The organism is Galbibacter sp. BG1 (genome assembly GCF_013391805.1).
In the GTDB taxonomy this organism is placed as follows: Bacteria; Bacteroidota; Bacteroidia; order Flavobacteriales; family Flavobacteriaceae; genus Galbibacter.
Map to the genome: position 1 here is coordinate 761,444 of NZ_CP058364.1, position 24,530 is coordinate 785,973.

The 24,530-nt window shown below is 37.5% G+C and carries 22 protein-coding genes; 20 read left to right on the forward strand and 2 right to left on the reverse strand.

Features of this window, described 5'->3' with window-relative positions:
• Positions 1 to 120: 120 nt before the first annotated feature.
• From miaB to HX109_RS03370, 9 genes are all read left to right on the forward strand, one after another.
• Complete coding sequence (gene miaB, locus HX109_RS03330) at positions 121 to 1,566, forward strand: tRNA (N6-isopentenyl adenosine(37)-C2)-methylthiotransferase MiaB (RefSeq protein ID WP_178949791.1); 1,446 nt, start codon at positions 121 to 123, stop codon at positions 1,564 to 1,566.
• A gap of 25 nt (positions 1,567 to 1,591) precedes the next feature.
• Positions 1,592 to 2,863, forward strand: coding sequence for a sigma-54 interaction domain-containing protein (locus tag HX109_RS03335; protein ID WP_178949792.1), 1,272 nt, complete (start codon positions 1,592 to 1,594; stop codon positions 2,861 to 2,863).
• 50 nt (positions 2,864 to 2,913) lie between these two features.
• On the forward strand, positions 2,914 to 3,405 hold the full coding sequence (locus tag HX109_RS03340) for an LptE family protein (protein ID WP_178949793.1): 492 nt from the start codon (positions 2,914 to 2,916) through the stop codon (positions 3,403 to 3,405).
• 3 nt (positions 3,406 to 3,408) lie between these two features.
• Positions 3,409 to 4,326 (forward strand): hypothetical protein, encoded by a 918-nt coding sequence (locus tag HX109_RS03345; RefSeq protein WP_178949794.1) that lies wholly within the window; start codon positions 3,409 to 3,411, stop codon positions 4,324 to 4,326.
• 7 nt (positions 4,327 to 4,333) lie between these two features.
• On the forward strand, positions 4,334 to 4,693 hold the full coding sequence (secG, locus tag HX109_RS03350; RefSeq protein ID WP_178949795.1) for a preprotein translocase subunit SecG: 360 nt from the start codon (positions 4,334 to 4,336) through the stop codon (positions 4,691 to 4,693).
• Between the two features lie 242 nt (positions 4,694 to 4,935).
• On the forward strand, positions 4,936 to 5,214 hold the full coding sequence (gene groES / locus HX109_RS03355; protein ID WP_178949796.1) for a co-chaperone GroES: 279 nt from the start codon (positions 4,936 to 4,938) through the stop codon (positions 5,212 to 5,214).
• A gap of 94 nt (positions 5,215 to 5,308) precedes the next feature.
• Positions 5,309 to 6,940, forward strand: coding sequence for a chaperonin GroEL (groL, locus tag HX109_RS03360; RefSeq protein ID WP_178949797.1), 1,632 nt, complete (start codon positions 5,309 to 5,311; stop codon positions 6,938 to 6,940).
• 188 nt (positions 6,941 to 7,128) lie between these two features.
• On the forward strand, positions 7,129 to 8,595 hold the full coding sequence (locus tag HX109_RS03365; RefSeq protein WP_178949798.1) for a sulfatase: 1,467 nt from the start codon (positions 7,129 to 7,131) through the stop codon (positions 8,593 to 8,595).
• Positions 8,596 to 8,641: 46 nt separating this feature from the next.
• A complete protein-coding gene (locus tag HX109_RS03370) occupies positions 8,642 to 9,514 on the forward strand; it encodes a pirin family protein (RefSeq protein ID WP_178949799.1) in 873 nt (290 codons plus the stop codon).
• 51 nt (positions 9,515 to 9,565) lie between these two features.
• Here HX109_RS03370 and HX109_RS03375 read toward each other — a convergent pair whose 3' ends face one another.
• Entirely contained in the window at positions 9,566 to 9,781 is a 216-nt protein-coding gene (locus tag HX109_RS03375) for a hypothetical protein (RefSeq protein ID WP_178949800.1), read from the reverse strand.
• Positions 9,782 to 9,958: 177 nt separating this feature from the next.
• Here HX109_RS03375 and HX109_RS03380 point away from each other — a divergent pair, with 177 nt between their 5' ends.
• The 6 genes from HX109_RS03380 to rodA all read left to right on the forward strand — a co-directional run bounded on the left by HX109_RS03380 (position 9,959) and on the right by rodA (position 17,869).
• Positions 9,959 to 10,417 carry a GAF domain-containing protein gene (locus tag HX109_RS03380; RefSeq protein ID WP_178949801.1) on the forward strand — a complete coding sequence of 153 codons (459 nt, stop codon included), beginning with the start codon at positions 9,959 to 9,961 and terminating at the stop codon, positions 10,415 to 10,417.
• A gap of 102 nt (positions 10,418 to 10,519) precedes the next feature.
• The gene (gene purH, locus HX109_RS03385; RefSeq protein ID WP_178949802.1) at positions 10,520 to 12,052 is read left to right on the forward strand and encodes a bifunctional phosphoribosylaminoimidazolecarboxamide formyltransferase/IMP cyclohydrolase; all 1,533 of its coding nucleotides are present in this window, start codon (positions 10,520 to 10,522) and stop codon (positions 12,050 to 12,052) included.
• A gap of 261 nt (positions 12,053 to 12,313) precedes the next feature.
• Positions 12,314 to 13,342 carry a rod shape-determining protein gene (locus HX109_RS03390; RefSeq protein WP_008612051.1) on the forward strand — a complete coding sequence of 343 codons (1,029 nt, stop codon included), beginning with the start codon at positions 12,314 to 12,316 and terminating at the stop codon, positions 13,340 to 13,342.
• A 9-nt stretch (positions 13,343 to 13,351) separates the two neighbouring features.
• A complete protein-coding gene (mreC, locus tag HX109_RS03395) occupies positions 13,352 to 14,173 on the forward strand; it encodes a rod shape-determining protein MreC (RefSeq protein WP_178949803.1) in 822 nt (273 codons plus the stop codon).
• A gap of 498 nt (positions 14,174 to 14,671) precedes the next feature.
• Entirely contained in the window at positions 14,672 to 16,588 is a 1,917-nt protein-coding gene (gene mrdA / locus HX109_RS03400; RefSeq protein ID WP_178949804.1) for a penicillin-binding protein 2, read from the forward strand.
• A complete protein-coding gene (gene rodA, locus HX109_RS03405) occupies positions 16,589 to 17,869 on the forward strand; it encodes a rod shape-determining protein RodA (protein WP_178949805.1) in 1,281 nt (426 codons plus the stop codon).
• A gap of 64 nt (positions 17,870 to 17,933) precedes the next feature.
• Here the strand turns inward: rodA and HX109_RS03410 are convergent, their stop codons facing one another.
• Complete coding sequence (locus tag HX109_RS03410; protein WP_178949806.1) at positions 17,934 to 20,156, reverse strand: carboxy terminal-processing peptidase; 2,223 nt, start codon at positions 20,154 to 20,156, stop codon at positions 17,934 to 17,936.
• Positions 20,157 to 20,587: 431 nt separating this feature from the next.
• Here HX109_RS03410 and HX109_RS03415 point away from each other — a divergent pair, with 431 nt between their 5' ends.
• The 5 genes from HX109_RS03415 to HX109_RS03435 all read left to right on the forward strand — a co-directional run bounded on the left by HX109_RS03415 (position 20,588) and on the right by HX109_RS03435 (position 24,518).
• Positions 20,588 to 21,595 (forward strand): IS30 family transposase, encoded by a 1,008-nt coding sequence (locus HX109_RS03415; RefSeq protein ID WP_178949235.1) that lies wholly within the window; start codon positions 20,588 to 20,590, stop codon positions 21,593 to 21,595.
• A gap of 50 nt (positions 21,596 to 21,645) precedes the next feature.
• On the forward strand, positions 21,646 to 22,425 hold the full coding sequence (gene surE, locus HX109_RS03420) for a 5'/3'-nucleotidase SurE (protein WP_178949807.1): 780 nt from the start codon (positions 21,646 to 21,648) through the stop codon (positions 22,423 to 22,425).
• Positions 22,418 to 22,699: a hypothetical protein gene (locus tag HX109_RS03425; RefSeq protein ID WP_178949808.1), complete on the forward strand. Its 282-nt coding sequence runs from the start codon at positions 22,418 to 22,420 to the stop codon at positions 22,697 to 22,699. The genes surE and HX109_RS03425 overlap by 8 nt, the downstream gene beginning before the upstream one ends.
• 157 nt (positions 22,700 to 22,856) lie before the next feature.
• Entirely contained in the window at positions 22,857 to 23,969 is a 1,113-nt protein-coding gene (gene lpxB / locus HX109_RS03430; RefSeq protein WP_178949809.1) for a lipid-A-disaccharide synthase, read from the forward strand.
• Between the two features lie 27 nt (positions 23,970 to 23,996).
• On the forward strand, positions 23,997 to 24,518 hold the full coding sequence (locus HX109_RS03435; RefSeq protein ID WP_178949810.1) for a C40 family peptidase: 522 nt from the start codon (positions 23,997 to 23,999) through the stop codon (positions 24,516 to 24,518).
• The last annotated feature ends 12 nt before the right edge of the window (positions 24,519 to 24,530 follow it).

The window sequence follows — 24,530 nt, forward strand, 5'->3', positions numbered from 1 at the left end:
GCTTAATGGTTATTTTCTTCTAGATTCAAAATCATTAAAAAAGTTGCGTTAAAATAACGCTGACAATTTGTCACTAGATAAATTTTAATCTTATCTTTGCACCCAAATTGATTTTTTTTGATGGAGAAGATTATTGACGAGAAAAAACAAGGGAACAGTTTAGTTTTAGAACAGCAAAAAGAAAACTCCCGCAAGCTTTATATTGAAAGTTACGGCTGCCAGATGAATTTTTCTGATAGCGAAATTGTTGCATCCATACTTGCCAAAGAAGGTTTTAACACTACCCAAAAGATGGAGGATGCAGATTTGGTACTAGTAAACACTTGTTCCATTAGGGATAAAGCCGAGCAAACGGTGCGGAAAAGGTTGGAGAAATTTAATGCGGTAAAACGTATTAATCCTAAAATGAAAGTAGGAGTTCTTGGTTGCATGGCAGAACGCTTAAAGAGCAAATTCCTTGAAGAAGAAAAAATCGTGGATATGGTTGTGGGGCCAGATGCCTACAAAGACCTCCCTAACCTAATCCAAGAAATTGATGAAGGAAGAAATGCAGTTAATGTTATTCTCTCCAAGGAAGAAACTTACGGCGATGTTGCGCCAGTTCGCCTAAACACTAATGGCGTTAGTGCTTTTGTTTCCATTACAAGAGGTTGCGATAATATGTGTACCTTTTGTGTGGTTCCATTTACAAGAGGAAGGGAGCGCAGTAGAGACCCACAATCCATTTTAAAAGAAGTAAGCGATCTCTGGGAACGTGGTTTTAAGGAAATTACATTATTAGGGCAAAATGTAGACAGTTATTTATGGTATGGTGGCGGACTCAAAAAAGATTTTGAAAAAGCCAGTGAAATGCAAAAAGCCACCGCAGTAGATTTTTCCGAATTGTTGGCACAAGTAGCAGAGGCGCATCCTAAAATGAGAATCCGCTTCTCTACTTCGAACCCGCAGGATATGACCTTGGACGTTATTCGAACCATGGCCAAATACCCAAACATTTGTAAACACGTACACCTACCAGTACAAAGTGGGAGCAACCGCATCTTAAAAGAAATGAATCGTTTGCATACCCGAGAAGAATATTTCGAGTTGATAGATAACATTCGCAAAATCCTTCCAGAATGCTCCATTTCCCAAGACATGATTATTGGCTTCCCTACGGAAACAGCTCAAGATCATCAAGATACTTTAGAGCTCATGGAGTATGTAAAATACGATTTTGGCTATATGTTTACATATTCCGAGCGCCCCGGAACCATGGCTGCGAGAAAACTGGAGGACGATGTGCCAGAGGAAATCAAGAAAAAAAGACTTACAGAGGTTATCAACCTTCAGCAAAAACATAGCGCTTACCGCACCAAACAACACCTCCATAAAACAATTGAAGTTTTAGTGGAAGGAACTTCAAAAAAATCTGATGAACATTGGATGGGTAGAAATACACAAAACACAGTAGTTGTTTTCCCAAAGGAACACTACAAAGTGGGCGATTTCGTAAATGTAAAAGTAAACGATTGCACCACTGCTACCCTTATTGGTGAACCTGTTGGATATTCAGAAAACAATTAAGGAAGCCTGCTAAAAAAAAGTAAACATGGAAAGTGTTCAAGCAATAAAACAACGATTTGGCATTATAGGTAACGATGTAAAGCTTAATCGAGCTATCGAAAAAGCTATACAAGTTGCCCCCACCGATATCTCTGTGCTTATAACTGGAGAAAGTGGAGTTGGAAAGGAAGTCCTTCCCAAAATAATCCATTCCCTTTCGCATAGAAAACACGGTAAATTTATTGCCGTAAACTGTGGGGCCATTCCAGAAGGCACCATAGACTCTGAACTTTTTGGGCATGAAAAAGGTGCTTTTACCGGCGCTACCCAAACTAGAAGCGGATATTTTGAAGAGGCCGATGGCGGAACTATTTTTTTGGATGAAGTAGGGGAACTCCCTTTAACCACACAGGTTCGTTTGCTAAGGGTTCTTGAAAATGGGGAATTCTTAAAAGTTGGTTCTTCCAAAGTACAAAAAACCGATGTACGTATTGTAGCGGCCACCAACATTAATATGTTTGAAGCCATTAAAAAGGAGAAATTCCGGGAAGACCTTTATTACCGATTGAGCACAGTGGAGATTCACCTTCCGCCGTTACGGGAACGAAAAGAGGACATCCATTTATTATTCAGAAAATTTGCGGCAGACTTCGCTCAGAAATACAAAATGCCAACCATTCGTCTGGAGGACAACGCTGTGGAGCTTTTAAATAAATACCGATGGGCGGGAAATGTGCGTCAACTTAGAAATATTGCTGAACAAATTTCGGTATTGGAACAAAACAGGACCATTTCCTATGAAACCTTAAAAGGTTATCTGCCAGATTCTGGAAGCAATTTGCCTGCAGTTATAAAAAACCAAAAATCTGAAAGCGACTTTAGCAGCGAACGCGAAATTCTCTACAAGATTTTGTTTGATATGAAAAGTGACCTCAACGACCTTAAAAAACTTACCATGGAGCTTATGAAAGACGGCTCTAATGGGGAGAAAGTACAGCAGGAAAATAAAGGCCTTATCAATAAGATATATGGTGACGAAGACAATGAAATTGATTTTGAGCATGCCGATGAAGATGATGCTATGGAAATTTTACAAATAGAGCACCAGAAAAGTTTACCAAACGCAACAACTCCAGAAGACAAATACCATTTTGCCGAGGAAATTGAGGAAGAAGAAACACTTTCTTTACAGGATAAAGAGCTGGAATTAATTAAAAAAGCTTTAGAACGTAACCGCGGTAAGCGAAAGGCAGCAGCTACAGAATTAGGGATTTCAGAACGTACCCTTTACAGAAAAATAAAACAATACGATTTATAGTGAAGTCGTTTAAATATTTTTTTCGTTCTTTTGAACCTCACATTTTTAAAATGAAGAAATTTTTTATACTTTTTATAGCCGTTTTATCTATTCAAGGCTGTGGCCCCTACTCTTTCACTGGAGTAAATACCACTGCGGAGTCTTTTCAGGTAAACTTTTTCCAAAATCAGGCACCTATTGTGGAACCGGGATTGGATTTCCTTTTTACCAATACTTTGCAAGACCTTATATTAAACCAGACCAACCTGCAATTGCTCAATAAAAATGCCGATTTAATTTACGAGGGGGAAATCACCGAATATCGGGTATCGCCAATGTCGGCTACGGCAGATCAAACTGCGGCTCAAAACAGATTGACGATTGGAGTAAATGTTAGGTTTTACAATACAGAAAAACCCGAAGAAGATTTTGAACGCAAATTTACGTTCTTCTACGATTATCCTGCAGCCACTCAGCTGGTAACTATAAAACAGACGGCGCATGATGAGATTTTTGAACGTATAACACAAGATATTTTTAACGAAACCCTGGCAAACTGGTAATCAATGAATGTTTCCAATTTTTCATCTTTACTGAAAAATCCTGAAAGCATACATCAGGAACATATCGAATCGCTTCAAAAAGTAATCGATGAGTTTCCCTATTTCCAAGCCGCTAGAGCTGTATATCTTAAAGCTTTAAAAACCCAAGAAAGCTTTAAATACAATGCCGAATTGAAGAAAACCGCCGCTTACACCACGGACAGGACGATATTATTCGAATATATTACTTCAGAAGAATTTCTTCAACATGCTGTTGCCAAGAAAATTTCCATACATACCGCCAATGAAGAACTCTACACCATTCCCGTAGAGATAGAAGAGGTTATTGTAAGGGACAATAAAACATCTTTCGATTTTAATGAGGTGGATGCTGGAGCTGTTATGGATCCTGAACTTTTTCAACCTAAGGGGAATGACGAAAAAAGCGAGGAGGACAACGAAGACAACCAGCCTCCCCACAAACCCATTTACGACGCGAACACGCTGCAAATTGGAAAACCGCTTGATTTCAACAAAAAAGAAACCCATTCTTTTATGGAATGGATGCAACTTTCTTCCACTACCAAAGAAATTGATCGGAGCACCCTCAATACAGTAGAAAGCAGCGAAAAAATAGCCGAAAGTAAGAAAGAGAAAAAATCGGCCATAGAAAGTAAGTTAAAACTTATCGATAGATTTTTGGAAAACAATCCTAAGATCCCGCCGGTTAAAGACCACGTCGATAAAACGAATTTGGCAAAGGAAAATAATGTAGAAAAATCTGCGCTGATGACAGAGACTTTAGCCCGGGTTTATTTAGAACAAAAGAAGTATAAAAAAGCAATTCAAGCTTATAAAATTTTAAGTTTGAAATATCCGGAAAAAAGTGGTTTCTTTGCAGACCAAATTAACGCGATAAAGAATTTAAAAGAAAGTAATTGATATAGAAATGAGTACGTTTTCAATTTTTTTGGTGCTAATTATTATTGTAGCATTCTTATTAGTTTTAGTGATCATGGTTCAAAACCCTAAGGGAGGCGGTTTATCTTCTTCTTTTGGTGGAGGTGGAAGCCAAGTTGTGGGAGGAGTTAAAAAAACTGGGGACTTTCTAGATAAAAGTACCTGGACTTTGGCAACTGTTTTAGTAGCCTTGATCCTATTATCCAACATCACTTTAATGTCGAATGAAGATTCTTCGGATTCTAAATTGTTAGAAAGTAGAGATGTTGAAGCTCCGGTACAAAACACTACTGTTCCTGCTGCAGAAGCACCAGCTAACACAGCTACAGATAGCGCCGCTACAGAATAAGATTCTTAATTTTAAGATATAAAAAATGCCAGCTTGTCACTAAGCTGGCATTTTTATTATATAATTCTCGGTAAGAAAGCACCTTTATCGGTAAAAAAAGTCACCGAGAAAGACGTTTTTGACGGTTTAAACAATTTCTTTTTTCTCTAACGGGTAAAATTGTCAGTTTCCTTGTAATGGCACAATTTCTGTCTATTTAACCAAAGTAAATTTTAAATTAATTAATCAAATATTAAAAAGATATGTCGAAGTTAAACATTAAACCACTTGCAGATAGGGTTGTTATTGAACCTTTAGCAGCTGAAACCAAAACAGCTTCAGGAATTATCATTCCAGACAACGCAAAAGAAAAACCACAAAAAGGAACCGTTGTTGCCGTAGGACCAGGTACTAAAGATGAAAAAGTGACCGTAAAAGAGGGTGATACTGTTTTATACGGGAAATACGCCGGTACCGAATTAAAATTGGAAGGGAACGATTACTTGATTATGCGCGAAAGCGACATTCTTGCAATTGTTTAAAGTCAGCGAACTTAAACCAAACACTTAAAAAGAATTAAAACCAAAATTAAATCCGCTTAAAGCAAAAACCTTTAAGCACAAAGTAAAAATAATCATGGCAAAAGATATAAAATTTGACATTCAAGCACGTGACGGACTGAAACGTGGCGTAGATGCTTTAGCAAATGCTGTTAAAGTAACTTTAGGACCAAAAGGACGTAATGTAATTATCAATAAATCTTTTGGAGCTCCACAGGTAACTAAAGATGGTGTTTCCGTAGCGAAAGAGATCGAATTGGAAGATGCTCTTGAAAATATGGGAGCGCAAATGGTAAAAGAAGTAGCTTCTAAAACCAACGATCTTGCTGGAGATGGTACTACAACAGCTACCGTTCTTGCACAAGCTATTGTTAAAGAAGGACTTAAAAACGTTACTGCAGGTGCCAACCCAATGGATCTTAAAAGAGGAATCGACAAGGCAGTAGAAGCTATTGTTGCAGACCTTAAGAAACAAGCAGAAGAAGTTGGGGATTCTTCCGATAAAATTAAGCAAGTTGCTGCCATTTCAGCAAACAACGACGATACCATTGGAGATCTAATTGCGCAAGCTTTTGGAAAAGTTGGTAAAGAAGGGGTAATTACTGTTGAAGAAGCCAAAGGAACCGATACATACGTAGACGTTGTAGAAGGAATGCAGTTCGACAGAGGATATCTTTCCCCTTATTTTGTTACCGATACCGATAAAATGGTAGCAGAATTAGACAATCCTTATATTCTCTTATTTGATAAGAAAATTTCCAACCTTCAGGAAATCCTTCCAATTTTAGAGCCTGTAGCTCAATCTGGAAGACCGCTTTTAATCATTGCTGAAGATGTAGACGGACAAGCATTGGCTACCTTGGTGGTAAATAAACTTAGAGGTGGATTAAAAATTGCTGCTGTTAAAGCACCAGGATTTGGAGACAGACGTAAAGCTATGCTAGAAGACATCGCTATCTTAACTGGTGGTACTGTTATTTCTGAAGAAAGAGGTTTCTCATTGGAAAATGCATCTTTAGACATGCTTGGTTCTGCTGAAAATGTATCGATCGACAAAGACAACACAACTGTTGTTAACGGTGGAGGGGACGCAGAAAATATTAAAGCCAGAGTAAACCAAATCAAAGCACAGATAGACACTACTACATCTGACTATGATAGAGAAAAACTTCAAGAACGTTTAGCCAAATTGGCTGGAGGTGTTGCTGTACTTTATGTAGGTGCTGCTTCTGAAGTGGAAATGAAAGAAAAGAAAGATCGTGTGGACGATGCCCTACATGCAACGAGAGCTGCCGTAGAAGAAGGTATTGTTGCCGGTGGTGGTGTTGCACTACTTAGAGCTAAAGCAGTTTTAAGTAAAATTAAAGCAGAGAACGACGATGAGGAAACTGGAATCCAAATTGTTACCCGCGCTGTAGAAGCTCCTCTAAGAACTATTGTAGAGAATGCAGGTAAAGAAGGATCTGTTGTAGTAGCTAAAGTATACGATGGAAAAGGAGACTTTGGTTACAATGCTAAGACTGGCGAATACGTTCAAATGTTGAAAGCTGGTATTATCGATCCAACTAAAGTGACTAGAATTGCATTGGAAAATGCTGCTTCTGTTTCTGGTATGATTTTAACTACGGAATGCTCTTTAACAGACATTAAAGAAGACGCTCCTGCAATGCCTCCAATGGGAGGTGGCGGAATGCCAGGAATGATGTAATCATCAAACCATATAAAACCAAAAACCGCGATAGAAGATTCATCGCGGTTTTTTTATGCGTAAAAACTAAACGTTTCTGGTGTTTGAGGTCAACCCTAAAAACTAACAATTACAAAAGTTCTCGTTAGCATTTTGTTAGAATTATCTTCAATCGAAAGGAATACGTATTTTAGATTAAAATTTTAATCATGCTAAAATTCCTTCTTAGATTATTTATTGCTATCATTTGCATCAGTATAAATGCCCAAAACACCAACACCCCCAATATTTTATTCATCGCTGTAGACGATTTAAGACCCGAATTGGGCTGTTACGGTAAAAATTATGTACACTCACCAAACTTAGATAAACTAGCAGAAAAAGGAACTCTTTTTAACAATCACTTTGTAACCGTACCCATATGTGGCGCCTCCCGATATAATCTTCTTACGGGATTGTTGCCAAAAAAACCAGTCGACATAACCAATCAAGCGGCGGCTGAACAAATTGCGAAACAACAAAACGATAAGAGGCCAAAGACTTTTTTACAGGAGTTTAAGGAAAACGGCTATTACACCGTGGGCATTGGCAAAATATCGCATCATCCCGATGGTTATGTTTATGGCTATCGGGAACCTAAAAGCAATGTACTCGAACTTCCAGGTAGCTGGGATGAAATGCTTTTTGATTCAGGAAAATGGGGAACTGGGCACAATGCTTTTTTTGGATATGCCGATGGCAGTAACCGTAACGACCTAGAGAATATGGTAAAGCCTTACGAAGCTGCAGAGGTTGAAGACACAGGTTACCCCGACGGACTAACAGCCGAGTTGGCAATTAAAAAACTAAGCGAACTAAAAAGTAAAAATCAGCCATTCTTTTTGGGAGTTGGGTTTTTTAAGCCACATTTACCGTTTACAGCCCCTAAAAAGTATTGGGACCTGTATGATGAAACAAAGATTCCACTTGCACCATTTTCAAAAATACCAGAAAATGTTTCCAAAGCAAGTCTTCACAATAGTAATGAATTCAACAGATATAAATTAGGAGAAGAAAAAGCAAGCCTAGAAAATACCCTTAGCGATGATTATGCAAGAAAAGTAAAACACGGCTATTTGGCGGCTGTTAGTTATGTAGATGCCCAAATTGGAACGGTATTGAAAGCATTGGAAGAAAATGGTTTAGCCGATAACACCATTATAGTGGTTTGGGGGGATCACGGTTGGCATTTGGGAGATCAAATGGTTTGGGGAAAACATACCATTTTCGACATGGCTCTAAAAAGCGTCTTAATCATTAAACATCCCAATAGCAAGTCAAAACAAATCGACCAAATTGTAAGCACTACAGACATATATCCAACCCTGTTGGAATTTTCAGGCATCGATTTAACTAATAAAATAGATGGAAATAGCATGGTAGGATTAATGAACAACCCAAAAACCGAAAAATGGAGAAATACGGCCTATAGTTATTTTAATAAAGGGATTTCCTTAAGGACTACCAACTACCGCTTTACCAAATACTTCAGAAATGAAACACCAACGCTGGAATTGTATAATGAACTGAAAGACCCTTACGAAACACAAAATATTGCCAAAGAGAACAAAAAAATCATATCGAAATTGTTGCCAGTATGGGAACTGGGAAATACTGAGATCTTTTCGAAAGAGTAAATTAATATGGCACATCTAAAGCTTTCTGTGTAATTTTAAAGCAAAAATGTCTAACAAAGGATTAATTATTGAAGAACGCGCCAGGGATATTGGCGATTTTTTAGTGGGAAGGTTACTCCCCTTCAGAAAAAAAAGAATGGTTGGTCCGTTTATTTTTATAGACCATATGGGACCGGCCACTATCAAGGAAGGATCTTATGTAGATATAGGTCAACATCCACACATCGGACTTTCTACGCTTACCTATTTGTTTGAAGGAGAACTGAGGCATCGCGATAGTATTGGGAGCGACCAGATTATAAAAGCAGGAGCTGTAAATTGGATGACTGCCGGCAGCGGGGTAACGCATACCGAACGCACTCCCGAACACCTTAGAAACTCTATTGAAACCACCATGCACGGTTTTCAAATATGGGTAGCGCTACCTAAGGAACTAGAAACCATGAATCCCGAATTTCATCATATTGAAAGAGATGCACTTCCCAAATGGGAAGAAAATGGTGCGTACTACACTCTTATTGCTGGAACTGGATTTGGAAGAAAGGCACCGGTACCAGTCCACTCCAATTTATTTATGATTGAAATTAAAACTACTAAGGAAACCGATTTACAAATTGTAGATCAAGTGAAAGGGGAAATTGGAATTTGTGTGGTAAAAGGCCAGATAAGTGCCTGCGGAGAAGAAATTAAAGCGGGAAATATGGTGGTCTCAAAAACAGAAGATGCCTGCCAAGTTATAGTTGCAGAAAACACTCACTTACTTTTATTTGGAGGTGAACCTTTTGAAGAAGAAAGACACATTTTTTGGAATTTTGTGGCTTCAGAAAAAGATTCCATAGAAAAAGCGAAGGAAAAATGGAAAAACAAAGAATTTCCAAAAGTTGCAAACGACAACTCTTACATTCCGCTTCCATCATAAAAAATAAAGTCCGCGATACAGCGGACTTTACTATTATTGCAGAACAAAGAATTAATCTTCGTCCCCTATTTTTTCGATCGTTTCATCGATTTCTTCATTCACTTCTTCATCAACTTCTTTTCCAGCTCTTTCAAGTATACCTTCTTCTTCAACTTCTGTAGACTCTTCTTTAATAATTACTTCTTTCTTTTCCTCGGTTTCTTTACACGAAACAAAAGCACCGCCAAATACAAATAACATGGCTGCACCTAGAACTATTTTTTTCATCTTTTTGATTATTTTATTAGTTAAGAAAACTAAAATAACAATAAATTTTCGAAACTGCCCCGTAATGTTAAAAAGAACCAAAAAAGTATTAAGAAATTGTACCTACGATGGGCGCATTTCCTTAATCTTCACTTTAGAAGCAGCTAACTTTGTGTTACCTTTGCCAAAATTTAATAAATGGCATTCGACTCATTAAAGACCGAAATTAAAAATATTATCGCGCAGAGCGGAATTTCTGTTGACGATAAACTCACTAAAATTTGCGAACTCCTCCAAACCAATATCCCCTATTACGATTGGGTAGGTTTTTATTTTAAAAATGGAGATAAAGAAGAATTAAAGCTACGTTCTTTTGCAGGAGAACCTACCGACCATACAATTATCCCCTTCGGAAAAGGGATTTGTGGACAGGTAGCCGTTTCCAACAAAAATTTTGTAGTACCAGACGTTAAAGCACAAGACAATTATATTGCTTGCAGCATATTTGTAAAAGCAGAAATTGTAATCCCGCTCTTTTTAAATGGAGAAAATATAGGACAGATTGATATCGATTCCAATACCGCAGATCCATTTACCCAAGAAGATGAGGATTTCTTAGAGTTTGTAAATGCCGAAGTGGCAAAAATCCTTGCTTAAAAAAGCAGTGCTTTTCGTATTTTAGAACAACATTTTCTTTTACAGAACACAACTATTTAATGCAAATAAATTACTTTTGCAAACCAAAACAACACAATAACAATGAGTGATCTAAAACAAGCCAAATCGGCTTTAATTTCTGTTTTCAACAAAGACGGATTAGAACCAATCGTAAAAAAATTAGATGAATTTGGAGTTACCATTTATTCTACCGGAGGAACCGAGAAATTTATAAAAGATCTCGGGATCGACGTAATTCCTGTAGAAGATGTAACCAGCTATCCATCTATTTTGGGTGGGCGCGTAAAAACCCTGCACCCTAAAGTTTTTGGTGGAATTTTAAACAGACAAGATCACGAAGGCGATGTTGCTGAATTAAAGCAGTACGAAATTCCGCAGTTAGACATTGTTATTGTTGATTTGTATCCTTTTGAAAAAACGGTAGCCAGCGGAGCCAACGAACAGGATATTATTGAAAAGATTGATATTGGCGGAATCTCTCTTATAAGAGCTGCCGCAAAAAACTCTAAAGATGTACTTTGCGTTTCTTCTATGGAAGATTACAGCGAAGTGCTTAGCATTTTAGTAAATCAAAATGGAGAAACCTCCATGGAAGATCGAAGAAGGTTTGCCGCTAAAGCCTTTAATGTGTCATCGCATTACGATAGCGCAATCTTCAACTATTTTAATTCTACTGAAAAACTGGAAGCCTTTAAAGTAAGTGAATCCAAAGGGCAAGAATTGCGTTATGGAGAGAACCCACATCAGAAAGGATATTTCTACGGAAAGATGGATGAGATGTTCGATAAACTTCATGGAAAAGAATTGTCTTACAACAACTTGCTGGATGTAGATGCGGCCGTAAACTTAATGGGGGAGTTTAAAAACGACGACCCGACATTTGCCATTTTAAAACACAACAACGCCTGTGGTGTTGCCACAAGGCCTACTATAAAAGAAGCGTACATCGATGCATTGGCAGGAGACCCTGTATCGGCTTTTGGTGGGATTTTAATTGCCAATACCGAAATAGATGCCGACACCGCTAACGAAATACATACTTTATTCTGCGAAGTGGTAATTGCTCCTTCTTATTCAGAAGAAGCCATGGAAATATTAAAAGGGAAGAAAAATAGAATCATCTTGGTTCAAAAAGATATTGAACTTCCAAGTTCTTCGGTTCGTTCCTGCTTAAATGGTGTATTGGTTCAAGACAAAGACCTAAAAACCGATGTGTTGAAAGACCTTTCTTATGAAACCAACAATAAACCAACAGAAAATGAGTTAAAGGATTTATTGTTTGCTTCCAAAATATGTAAGCATACAAAATCCAACACTATAGTGTTTGCCAAGAATATGCAGCTGTGCGCTAGCGGAACGGGACAAACCAGTAGAGTGGATGCATTGAGACAAGCCATTGAAAAAGCTAAATCGTTTAGTTTTGATCTTCATGGGGCCAGTATGGCTAGTGATGCTTTCTTTCCATTCCCAGATTGTGTGGAAATAGCAGATAAAGCAGGAATCACAGCTGTAATTCAACCAGGAGGCTCTATAAAAGATCAATTAAGTATCGATTATTGTAATGAAAATAATGTAGCCATGGTGTTTACAGGAACACGCCATTTTAAACATTAATTTCTTACATTTGAAAGAATTAAATTTTAGAATCCCAGAATGTCTAAACAGTTGTTATAAATTTCATGCTGAGCGCCTGTGCTGAACTAAGCTTCAGTATGATAAAGTATATTTGGATAAGAAAATTCCATTTTTAAAAACAGGCTAAAAGAACATAAAAATTTCAATATTTTAGATATTTTGGTAGGCAAATTAAGAAGTACAACCTTCAAAATTTAAACCCCAATTTTGGGAATAACAAGACTAACATCAGAATAATTCATGGGATTTTTTGACTTCCTAACAGAAGAAATTGCTATAGACCTTGGGACGGCCAACACGCTGATTATTCACAACGACAAGGTTGTTGTGGATAGCCCTTCTATTGTAGCCAGGGATAGAATGACTGGCAAAATTATTGCCGTTGGTAAAGAAGCCAGCATGATGCAAGGTAAAACCCATGAAAATATAAAAACAATACGACCGTTAAAAGATGGGGTAATTGCCGATTTTGATGCTTCCGAAAAAATGATCAATATGTTCATTAAAGGAATTCCAGCATTAAAAAAGCGGTTCTTCCAACCTACTCTTAAAATGGTTATTTGTATCCCATCTGGGATTACAGAAGTAGAAATGCGTGCGGTTAAAGAATCTGCCGAGCGTGTAAATGGTAAAGAAGTATACTTAATACACGAACCAATGGCGGCCGCCATTGGTATAGGCCTCGATATCATGCAGCCCAAAGGAAACATGATTGTAGATATAGGAGGTGGAACTACCGAAATTGCAGTAATTGCTTTAGGTGGTATTGTCTGCGATAAATCAGTTAAAATTGCAGGGGATGTATTTACCAACGATATTATCTATTACATGCGTACACAGCACAACTTATATGTTGGGGAGACTACGGCCGAAAATATAAAAATTGCCATTGGTGCCGCTACTGAAGATTTAGAGATCCCACCAGAAGAAATGAGTGTTCAAGGACGTGATCTTTTAACTGGAAAGCCAAAACAGGTACAAATTTCCTACAGGGAAATTGCCAAAGCCTTGGACAAATCCATTTTAAGAATTGAAGATGCTGTTATGGAAACGCTTTCTCAAACACCTCCAGAATTGGCAGCAGACATCTATAATACTGGTATCTATTTAGCCGGTGGTGGTTCTATGCTCCGCGGACTTGATAAACGTATTTCGCAAAAAACGGATCTGCCTGTTTATATTGCAGAAGATCCTTTAAGAGCCGTGGTTAGAGGAACTGGTATTGCATTGAAGAACTTAGAGAAGTACAAACCAATCTTGATAAAATAGTAAGAGTGGATGCAACAAATAGTCAATTTTTTAATAAAGAATAAAACCTTTATTGTTTTTCTATTGCTTTTTTTCTTTTCGCTATTTCTCACGGTACAAACGCATTCTTATCAAAAATTAAAGTTTTTCAATTCTGCAAATTGGTTGAGTGGCAATATCTACAATAAAACCAATCAAATTTCAGATTACTTCCACCTTAAAGAATACAACAAGCAGTTGGTTGAAGAAAATATACAATTGCGAAAAATCCTCTTAAATAAAAATATTGATGTAAAAGACTCTACACTTTACAAGGATTCTTTATACAGCGATTACAGGCTTTACAGCGCTAATATTATAAAAAACAGTTACAACAAAAAGAGAAACTACCTCTTAATCAACAAGGGCGAAAACGACAGTATTTCACAAGATATGGGGGTTATTACCTCTAAAGGAATTATTGGGATTATTGAAAACACTTCCACCGGCTATGCGAATGTTCAATCGGTCTTGAATTCTTTGTCGGAGATTAATGCTTCCGTAGCCAATACCGATAATTTTGGCTCCCTAAAATGGAATGGTAAAAACTTTAGAACGGTACAACTGGTAGACATTTTAAGATCTGCGAATGTAAAAAAGGGAGATACCATAATTACCGGTGGTATGTCTAGCATTTTCCCAAAAGGAATTCCAATTGGAACCATTGAAGAATTTTCTTTGGATGCATCGAAAAACTATTATTTAATCGATGTGAAATTATTCAACGACATGACGACGTTAGATCACGTCTATGTTATTGAAAATCTAAACAGAGAAGAAATTTTAACCCTCGAAAACAGCATCGATGAATAAAACTGCATTTATAATTACCATCAGATTTGTCGTTTTGGTGCTCCTCCAGGTGACCATATTTAACCATATTAACTTCTTAGGGTATATTAACCCATATATTTACATATTATTTATCGTTTTCTTTCCTTTCGATAAAGATAATAGGATTCCATTTCTGTTTTTTTCGTTTCTACTTGGGCTTTGCATCGACATTTTTAGCGACAGTGGGGGCGTTCATGCCGCGGCATCGGTAAGTGTTGCCTATTTAAGACCTTTGATGATGAGATCGGTTTTTGGTATCAGTTACGATTATCATAACATAAAAATCGAAAAAACATTATTCGGTCAAAGAATTAACTACCTCATTATCTTAATTTTAACACATCACTTCATACTTTTCAGCTTAGAGATATTTAGTTTTGCACACATATTGCTAATTCTAAAAAAAACAGTATTTTCAGCAATATTCACCTTAATTTTGTGTTTAATTTTTATCTCACTGTTTAGTAGGAAAAGTAAATGAGAAAATTTCTCTTATCATCTATCATAATAATCATCGCTATAGTTTATATAGGGCGACTGTCGTATCTACAATTAATAGATTACACCAGTAAAAATCCCTTAAACGACACGGCGATTAAGGCGGTTTACGATTATCCTGAGCGTGGCCATATTTACGACCGTAACGGAAAATTACTGGTGGCCAATCAACCTTCTTACGATGTCATGGTTATCCCTAGGGATGTAAAACCCTTAGACACCCTCGAATTTTGTTCTTTACTGAATATTTCCAAAGAACAATTCACAGAAAAATACAACAAAGCATATACCTATTCGCCACGCCTACCATCGGTATTTGTTCCACAATTATCTAAAGAGGAATATGCCATTTTACAGGAGAAAATGCGCAAATATGAAGGGTTTTATATTCAGAAAAGGTCTTTACGGCATTATATGACGGATGCTGGAGCCAATGTACTGGGCTATATCAGTGAGGTTAACGAATGGGAACTAAAAAAATATTCATATTATCAATCTGGGGAATTAATAGGTCGCCAAGGGGTAGAAAAAGAATATGAAGAAGTCTTAAGAGGAAGAAAGGGCGTGAAATTTATTCAAAAAGACCGCTTTAACCGAGTTATTGGCTCTTATAAAGACGGAATTTTCGATACGCTGCCAGTACCAGGAAAAGATATTCATTTAACCATTGATAATGATCTGCAGAAATATGGAGAAGAATTAATGGTGCATAAAAGAGGTGGTATTGTAGCAATAGAACCCAAAACAGGTCAAATTCTAACCCTTGTTTCGGCGCCTACTTACGATCCCGATTTATTGGTAGGCAGGAAGCGTTCTAAAAACTATACAAGGCTCTATAACGACTCCATCGCAAAGCCTTTGTACGATCGTGGCCTTCTTGCGATGTATCCTCCAGGATCACCCTTTAAAACTATCAATGCGCTTATTGGCCTGCAGGAAGGCGTAATCGATGAGGGCACAACCTTTACCTGTTATCATGGATATCGCTATGGGCGAAATTCTTTCATGGGCTGCCACTGTCCGTCGGGAGCCCGTAACAATCTTAACCGCGGTATACGGGAGTCTTGCAACGCTTATTTTGCAAATACATATAGAAGAATTATAGAGAAATACCCAACCTCTGCGGAAGGCGTGAATACATGGGAAAAACATGTAGAAAGCTTTGGTTTAGGCGATTTTTTGGGATATGATCTTCCCACAGGTAAATCGGGAAAAATACCAGATGCAGATTATTACAATGCCGTTTATGGTGAACGGAGATGGTTTGCCACAAATACTCTTTCCAACGCAATTGGGCAAGGGGAAGTGCTTACAACTCCCATTCAATTAGCTAATTTAACCGCAACTATTGCCAATAGAGGATATTACTACACCCCTCATATTATCAAGAACATTGAAAATGACACCATCGCCCATAAGTTTGTTGAGAAACACCAAACAACTATCGACGCCGAAAATTTCGATCCTGTAATCCAAGGAATGTACGATGTTTATAATAGCGGTACTGCCCAATGGCTGCAGATTCCTGGAATTAGTATTGCCGGAAAAACGGGAACTGCAGAAAACTTTACTAAAATAGAGGGAAAAAGAGTGCAACTTACAGATCACTCCATATTTGTAGCTTTTGCCCCTATTGAAGACCCTAAAATTGCCATTGCCGTATTTGTTGAAAATGGATATTGGGGAAGTCGTTGGGCAGGAAAAATTGCCAGTTTAATGATTGAAAAATACATTAAAGGTGAGATTACCCGAACAGATATGGAAGATTATTTGTTGGAAGGAAGTCTCGAAGACGAATACGCAAAACCTCTAAGCGGTGAATCCTTCACTATAAACGACGGTAAAAAGTTTATTAAATGGCCGCAAGAAGAGAAAAAAGAAAAACCTTTGCCCTAAATGAGTAGTTTTTTAAAGAAGTTAGACTGGTTTACAGTTTTATTATATGCACTGTTGGTATTTATTGGTTGGCTTAATATTTATTCTGCATCTTATACTGGGGAAGCGGGAAGTATTTTAAATACCTCGTCGTATTATGGAAAACAGTTGATTTTCATTATTGTAAGCATCTGCCTTATTATTTTAATACTTTCGGTGGAAGCTAAGTTTTACGAACGATTTGCTGGCATTATTTACTTACTTTCTTTATTATCACTGGCAGGGTTATTTATTTTTGGGAAAAATGTAAACGGCGCTACTTCTTGGTATGCTATTGGGGGAATGACGCTCCAGCCATCCGAGTTTGCCAAAGCGGCCACAGCGCTTGCCCTGGCAAAATTTTTAAGCGACATACAAACGGATATCTATAGCTTTAAAGACCTTTTACGTGCATTTGTTATTATTAGTCTCCCGGCCTTGCTTATTATTCCACAGCCAGATCCAGGTAGTGCCTTGGTGTATGCCTGTTTTTTCTTTGTATTGTACAGGGAAGGACTTCACCCTCTTTATTTACTTATAGGTGTATTTGCTGTGCTGCTGTTTGCAACAACCCTTCTCTATGGTACCGTATGGGTATTTTTAGGCTGTGCGCTACTACTAGGCCTTTTTTACTATTTTCTAAAAAGAAAAAAGAAAAAAGTATCCATTTTTCAGTTGGTTTTGATTTTAATAACCGCCACCATCTTTTCCTATAGTGTGGATTTTATATATAACAATGTTTTCGAACAACGCCACAGGGATCGATTAAGCCTGTGGTTGCGTTTAGAGGATGATCCTGCGAAATTGGAATATATAAGAAAAACCATTGGTTACAACACCTACCAATCTGAATCTGCCATAGGTTCTGGCGGGCTCACAGGAAAAGGTTTTTTGGAAGGTACGCGTACCAAAGGGAATTTTGTACCAGAACAACACACCGATTATATTTTTAGCACCGTAGGCGAAGAATGGGGGTTTGTTGGTAGCTCTGTGGTAGTGGTTTTGTTTGCCCTACTTATTTTAAGGCTTTTATTTTTAGCGGAAAGGCAAAAATCCATCTTTAGCAGAATTTACGGATACTCTGTAGCATCCATTCTCTTCTTTCATTTTGCCATTAATGTAGGAATGGTCATCGGGCTGCTCCCAACAGTAGGGATCCCACTTCCTTTCTTTAGCTACGGTGGCTCCGGACTTATTGGTTTCACCATACTGCTTTTTATATTTCTAAAACTGGACGCCAACCGAATTAATGAATGGTTGTAGAACGTAAAAAAGGCTCAAAACATAAGTCCCGAGCCTTTCATTTCTATTTTTGGTAATGCTAAGATTATCCTTTTACATCTACCACTTTGTGTTTTTGAATGTTATTCATTTTTAAATCTTCCAAGACATTTACAGCCTCTTCAATATAAACATCTTTAGATAGGTTTTTATGCCAACGTTGCCTTTTCTCTTTTAACACGCTATCTTTCGCCATTAGATCCACTTCATAAGGAAGCGATTCGAAGCTAAGATTGGTTTTATAATCTGATATTTTTCTGAATTCTTTTAAAACCTCTTCGTCTTTATCTATTTCTGTTTTGTACTTTTCTAGATTTAAAGGATATGTTTTGTCTTCTTGTTGTTTTTTAACCCACTGTGCATTTTTGTCTATCAAGTTCAGTTGGTCGTTATTGGCCATTCTGTTTTTACTTCTTTCAATGGTTTCTTCATAATCGATATAGCCAGCCCAGTCTTCATATTTTACAGACTCAATTTTATCCCATGGAAGGGGATTCTCTTGATCTTTTTCTCCGATGTTGCTATAACTATATCTATCTGGAACCACCACATCGCTCTTAACACCCTCCAACTGAGTAGAACCACCGTTAATACGATAGAATTTCTGGGTAGTCACTTTTAAAGCTCCCACGTCTCCATATTCATTGTTTCCACGAAGGAACTGGTTTAAGTCGATTACATTTTGAACGGTACCTTTCCCGTAGGTTTGCTTGCTACCAAGAATGATGGCTCTTTTATAATCTTGCATAGCTGCAGCCAAAATTTCTGAAGCGGAAGCCGACAATTCATTCACAAGAATAACCAAAGGCCCGTCCCATTGAACACGGTCGTCTGTATCCGACAAAACTTCTTTTTTCTGCCCAGTAGACTTCACCTGAACGATTGGCCCTTCTTTTATAAAAAGTCCGGCCATATCCACGACTGTTTTTAAAGATCCTCCGCCATTATCCCTTAGATCAAGAACCAATCCTTGAACTCCGGCATTTTTCATTTCTTCAATTTCCTTGGCCACGTCCGAAGCGGCATTTCTATTCTTATAATCATCGAAATCTATATAAAACTTAGGTAGGTTGATAACTCCGAAAGTTTTATCCCCTTTTTTCACTACGGAAGACTTGGCGTATGATTCTTCCAATTCTACCACATCCCGTTCTATGGCCACTTCGTCTATGGTGCCATCAATACGCTTAATGGTTAATAAAACCTTAGATCCTTTTGGACCCTTTATAAGTTTAACCGCATCTTCCAGACGCATCCCAACTACACTCACTGGAGTTTCGTTCTCTTGCCCCACTTTCATGATCTCGTCTCCAACTTCTAATTTTTCTCCTCTCCAAGCGGGACCACCAGAGATTACTTCTATAATTTTAATATGGTCGTTTTTCTTTTGCAACCTCGCCCCTATTCCTTCAAACTTTCCAGAAATACTAACATCGAAACGCTCCTTATCGTCTGGGGCGAAATAGAAGGTATGAGGATCAAATTCTTCTACGATTGAATTCAAGTAAACCCCAAACCAATCTTTACGTTCTAAGTCTTCCATAAAGTCGAAATACTCACCTATGGTTTTTTTGGTAGCTTCCCGTGTTTCTTTTTCCAAGGCTACAGGGTCTTTTGCTACTTCTTCATCTATGGCGTCTTCCGTGTCTGCGAACTCGTCATCTTCACCCATCACTTCTTCAACACCTTCCGAAGTCATTTCTTTATCATTTTCAGAAGCCACCTCTCCGTCTTTGTTTTCATTCATTTCCAAAGCACTCACGTAACGCTCGATGGTAGAAAACTTTAATTGTTTTCTCCAACGCTGCCAAAGCTCTTCCTTATTTTTTGCATATGGGAGATTTTCATAATCCACATCAATCGTTTCATCTTCAGTATAGTCAAAAGGCTTCTCCAAAACGTCTTTGTACATTACGGAGGCTTCGTCCATACGTTGCATTAATCGGTCGTAAGTAAGATTGAAAAAAGTAAGATCTGAAGTTTTTATCTGGTCATCGATCGCAGAACGATATTTTTTAAATTCATCGATATCGCTTTGAAGGAAATAACGCTTAAGTGGATCTAAAGCTTCAATATAATTATCGTAAATGTGTTCAGAAAAATCGTCATTGATGTCTTTCGGACTAAAATGACCATTTTCGAGTACGTAAGATATTAAATCTATTAAAAGTTTGTCCTTATCTGGGTTATCGAACGTTTTATTGGTAAAACTACACGATGCAGCAGAGATAAGTAACGCTGCCAACAAATACACAAATTTCCTTTTCATTTATAACTTTTTTAAAGAGATCGAATCTCTACGCATTAACATTTTTTTCCTGAAAATTTTTCTGAGAACAAGCTGTTCTTGACATTTGATTTTAATATATAAAAATCCCTTCAATTATACATACTCAAAATTAACAGGAGTTTCTTATTTTACTTCTTTATTTTAAGATCAACTAAAATAAGGAAAAAATCGTGCCACAACCTTACAAACCAACTAATATTTTGTTAAACGCCTATTATTCAACATTAGTTTAAGAAAATCTTTTATTTTTTGTTAAAATGAAGCGTTGGAAGCGCTTGGAAATAATGAAACAGTATGTTGAACTTAGTTATTCTTTAAGTCTAAGTTCAAGGAATAAGTGCAAAATTAATATTTAAAACTCTTGGGGCTAGCCCCAAGAGTTTTAGGACCAATTGTTATATTAATCTTGCATGAAAAAATACAAACAATTGACCATCCACCAAAGGTATCAAATTGAAGCCTTATTGGAAACAGAAATCAGTAAAAGTGAAATAGCTATAATTATCGGGGTCGACCCCTGTACCGTTTACAGGGAGTTATCTAGGAACATTGCCAAACGGGGAAAGACCGCTGGCAGCTATATAGCCAAAAATGCACAGCGAAGAGCAGATAACAGGCATAAAATGAAGCCCAAGAAATTACAGCTCACGGAACAGTTGAAAGAGCGTATCGCGGGTTTGCTCCGTTATGAAAAGTGGAGTCCAGAACTTATAAGCAAACGCTTAGCTATTGAAGAGGAAACCTGTGTGAGCCACGAGACAATATACCAGTGGATATGGAGCGTTAAGAAGAGCAAGAAAAAGGCAGATGCTAAATACGCTAAACTCTACAAAGATCTCAAGCATGGTAGCAGGAGGCAAAAGAGAGGGAACGCCAAGGATAAGCGGGGAGCCATTAAAAACCGTGTAGGAATTGACCAGCGCCCAGATGTGCTGGACCACCGTGAGCGTATAGGCGATATTGAAGTAGACCTGATGATGGGAAGCAATCACAGATCGGCTCTTTTGGTAATGACAGACAGGGCCACATTGGTAACGATGATGGAAAAACTAAGTGGGAAAGAAGCTGGGGAGGTATATGAAAAAATGGAGAAGAGGCTCACCAACTTCAGTTCATCTTGGGTGAAGACCTTGACCTTCGATAACGGAAAGGAGTTTGCACAGCATCAAAAAATAGGAAGGCTCCTCAACGCAAAAACATACTTTACCAGACCTTATACATCACAGGATAAAGGAACCGTAGAGAATAGAATAGGTGTGATAAGAAGATTTTTTCCGAAGAAAACAGACCTGAGAAAAGTCTCAGAAAAAAGAATAAAAGAAGTTGAAAGATTACTAAATTACAGACCGATTAGAAAATTTAATTACCAAAACCCAATTGAAGTCCTAAGAAACAAATGTTTTGCACTTATGGGTTGAACTCAGCAAGTTTTAAAATGATTATTTTAGCATTATAATTTAAAGATATTATGAAAAAAAAGCCACTCATACTTGTCACCAACGACGACGGTATCACGGCTCCAGGAATACGAGCTTTAATTGAGGTTATGAATGAAATTGGGGAAGTAATTGTGGTTGCTCCCGATAGTCCGCAAAGTGGAATGGGACATGCCATAACGGTTAACTCCACCCTTTACTGTAGCCCCATAACCATTAACCAAGACGACATACAATTGGAATACAGCTGCAGTGGAACGCCAGCTGATTGTGTAAAATTGGCAGTGAATGAGATCTTGAACAAAAAGCCCGATATTTGTGTTAGTGGTATTAATCACGGCTCTAACTCCTCTATAAACGTTATCTATTCTGGCACAATGAGTGCGGCAGTGGAGGCTGGTGTAGAAGGTATTCCCGCAATTGGGTTTTCTTTGTGCGACTATTCTTGGGAAGCAAATTTTGAAAGCGTGAAGAAATATGTTAAAACCATTACCGAAAGTGCTTTAAAAAACGGGATGCCCAAAGGTGTGGTGCTCAACGTGAATTTTCCGAAGATGAAAGAAGATTCTTTAAAAGGAATAAAGGTTTGCCGCCAAGCAAGAGCGAGATGGGTAGAAGAATTCGATAAACGAACCAATCCGATGGGACGCGAATATTACTGGCTTACTGGTAAATTTGTAAATCAGGATAAGGGTGAGGACACCGACGAATGGGCTTTAGAGAATGGTTATGTATCGGTTGTGCCGGTTCAATTCGATTTAACGGCTCATCATGCTATTCAAGACCTTAATACTTGGAGTTTAAATGATTAAAAAAGAAGTATTTATCGGTTTTGTCGTAGGCATCATAGCAAATGTAATCGGATTCTTATCTTACATACTCCTGTTTTCCGACCTTAGTATTGTCACCACCATACAAGTTGCAAGGGAACAGGGACATTTGGGAAGTTTATTGGCTTTAGGAGCTTTATTGAACCTTGCCGCTTTTTTCGGATTTATTAAATTAAAAAGGGACCATCGTGCAAAAGGAGTATTAATAGCCACATTTTTAACGGCAATTGTTATCTTGTTGCTAAAGATTTTTTAAATCAGCTATTTTCAGAAAAGTTTATTTTCTCAACAGGCAGGAGAAGAAAGCATATAAACGGAAGTATTATTTACCTAATTTTGAGTAGAAATTCGGGGAATTAACCTTTTCATGAGGGATAGAATTATTGTTCTTGGTAATTATTAAAATTTAAACATTGAAATATTACATCATAGCTGGCGAAGCATCTGGGGATTTGCATGCTTCCAACCTTATAAAAGAGCTAAAAAAAGTTGATTCAGAAGCATCTTTTAGAGGATGGGGAGGAGATTTAATGCAAGCTGCCGGACTGGATTTGGTAAAACACTACAAAGAGCAATCTTTTATGGGCTTCTTTGAAGTGATAATGAACCTGCGTACCATCTTTTCCAATATAAAATTCTGTAAAAAAGATATTGAAGCTTTTAGACCAGATGTTTTAATTTTTATAGACTACTCTGGCTTCAATCTTCGAATTGCCAAATGGGCCAAAGAAAATAATTTTAGAACCTTTTACTATGTTTCCCCGCAAATATGGGCATCAAGGGAAAAAAGAATTGAAAGTATTAAAAGGGATATTGACGAAATGTTCGTAATTCTCCCTTTTGAGAAAGAGTTTTATGAAGAAAAACACGGTTATCCCGTAAATTTTGTTGGCCACCCGCTGCTGGATGCTATTGGAAACAGAAAACAAGTACTCCCAAATGATTTTAGAAAAGAAAATGGTTTGGATGAAAGGGAGATCATTGCCCTGTTGCCGGGAAGCCGAAAACAAGAAATCACCAATATGCTTTCCATCATGCTAAGCGTGGTAGACGATTTTACCGATTACCAATTTGTTATAGCTGGTGCCCCAAGCCAAGAATATAATTTCTACGAGCAATTTATAGGAAAACACAACGTTCACTTTGTAACGGGTAAAACCTACGATCTTTTAAGCGTTTCCAAAGCTGCCTTAGTAACTAGTGGAACTGCTACCCTTGAGACTGCGCTATTCAAAGTGCCGGAAGTAGTTTGTTATAAAGGAAATTGGGTAAGTTACCAAATTGCCAAACGAATTATTACCCTAAAATATATTTCTTTGGTTAATTTAATAATGGATAAAGAGGTGGTAAAAGAGTTAATACAAAACGATCTCACCACCAAAAATTTAAAGAGAGAATTGGAAAAAATACTTTCTCCGGAAATTAGGGAACGTATCTTTCTGGATTACTTTGAACTGGAAAAAAAATTGGGAGGAAAAGGTGCCAGCAAGAAAACCGCGGAGCTTATTTTTAATAAAATTTCTTAATTTGCCTGAAAACCCGAATCTACTTTTATGAAAAATTTTCTGATTATTCTTTTTACTTCCGTTCTTATAGCCTCTTGCGGATCTTCAAAAAAAACAAAAACCGTTTCTGTTAAAGGGAATACAACTACAAAAGAAGACAACAACTACAAAAAGAAAAAAGGATCTAAAGAAACCGATAAGATAATTAAAACGGCACTTTCTTATAATGGAACACCTTATAAATATGGTGGCACAACCAAAAGAGGAATGGATTGCTCCGGACTTATTTACACCTCTTTTAAAGAAAATGACATAGCCCTACAACGCGCCTCTTATATGATGGCTACACAAGGTAAAAAAATAAAGGTGAAAGATGTGGAAGAAGGCGATCTTCTTTTTTTTACCACCAATAAAAATAGCCGGAGAATTAACCATGTTGGTCTAGTTGTGGAAGTAAAGGGAAAAGACATTCAATTTATACATTCCACTACATCCCGTGGCGTACTGGTTTCTTCTTTAAGTGAAGGCTATTGGAGCTATGCTTTCAATCACGCGCGACGTATTTTATAGAATATTTTACAT

What these genes read in the sequence shown, in the direction of transcription:
- secG (WP_178949795.1), top strand. Translation starts at nt 4,334, where the DNA reads ATGAGTACGTTTTCAATTTTTTTGGTGCTAATTATTATTGTAGCATTC.
- HX109_RS03335 (WP_178949792.1), top strand. Translation starts at nt 1,592, where the DNA reads ATGGAAAGTGTTCAAGCAATAAAACAACGATTTGGCATTATAGGTAAC.
- HX109_RS03435 (WP_178949810.1), top strand. Translation starts at nt 23,997, where the DNA reads ATGAAAAATTTTCTGATTATTCTTTTTACTTCCGTTCTTATAGCCTCT.
- HX109_RS03380 (WP_178949801.1), top strand. Translation starts at nt 9,959, where the DNA reads ATGGCATTCGACTCATTAAAGACCGAAATTAAAAATATTATCGCGCAG.
- HX109_RS03345 (WP_178949794.1), top strand. Translation starts at nt 3,409, where the DNA reads ATGAATGTTTCCAATTTTTCATCTTTACTGAAAAATCCTGAAAGCATA.
- HX109_RS03425 (WP_178949808.1), top strand. Translation starts at nt 22,418, where the DNA reads ATGATTAAAAAAGAAGTATTTATCGGTTTTGTCGTAGGCATCATAGCA.
- miaB (WP_178949791.1), top strand. Translation starts at nt 121, where the DNA reads ATGGAGAAGATTATTGACGAGAAAAAACAAGGGAACAGTTTAGTTTTA.
- mreC (WP_178949803.1), top strand. Translation starts at nt 13,352, where the DNA reads ATGCAACAAATAGTCAATTTTTTAATAAAGAATAAAACCTTTATTGTT.
- HX109_RS03410 (WP_178949806.1), bottom strand. Translation starts at nt 20,156, where the DNA reads ATGAAAAGGAAATTTGTGTATTTGTTGGCAGCGTTACTTATCTCTGCT.
- groL (WP_178949797.1), top strand. Translation starts at nt 5,309, where the DNA reads ATGGCAAAAGATATAAAATTTGACATTCAAGCACGTGACGGACTGAAA.
- groES (WP_178949796.1), top strand. Translation starts at nt 4,936, where the DNA reads ATGTCGAAGTTAAACATTAAACCACTTGCAGATAGGGTTGTTATTGAA.
- HX109_RS03370 (WP_178949799.1), top strand. Translation starts at nt 8,642, where the DNA reads ATGTCTAACAAAGGATTAATTATTGAAGAACGCGCCAGGGATATTGGC.
- HX109_RS03365 (WP_178949798.1), top strand. Translation starts at nt 7,129, where the DNA reads ATGCTAAAATTCCTTCTTAGATTATTTATTGCTATCATTTGCATCAGT.
- HX109_RS03375 (WP_178949800.1), bottom strand. Translation starts at nt 9,781, where the DNA reads ATGAAAAAAATAGTTCTAGGTGCAGCCATGTTATTTGTATTTGGCGGT.
- HX109_RS03415 (WP_178949235.1), top strand. Translation starts at nt 20,588, where the DNA reads ATGAAAAAATACAAACAATTGACCATCCACCAAAGGTATCAAATTGAA.
- HX109_RS03340 (WP_178949793.1), top strand. Translation starts at nt 2,914, where the DNA reads ATGAAGAAATTTTTTATACTTTTTATAGCCGTTTTATCTATTCAAGGC.
- mrdA (WP_178949804.1), top strand. Translation starts at nt 14,672, where the DNA reads ATGAGAAAATTTCTCTTATCATCTATCATAATAATCATCGCTATAGTT.
- rodA (WP_178949805.1), top strand. Translation starts at nt 16,589, where the DNA reads ATGAGTAGTTTTTTAAAGAAGTTAGACTGGTTTACAGTTTTATTATAT.
- surE (WP_178949807.1), top strand. Translation starts at nt 21,646, where the DNA reads ATGAAAAAAAAGCCACTCATACTTGTCACCAACGACGACGGTATCACG.
- HX109_RS03390 (WP_008612051.1), top strand. Translation starts at nt 12,314, where the DNA reads ATGGGATTTTTTGACTTCCTAACAGAAGAAATTGCTATAGACCTTGGG.
- purH (WP_178949802.1), top strand. Translation starts at nt 10,520, where the DNA reads ATGAGTGATCTAAAACAAGCCAAATCGGCTTTAATTTCTGTTTTCAAC.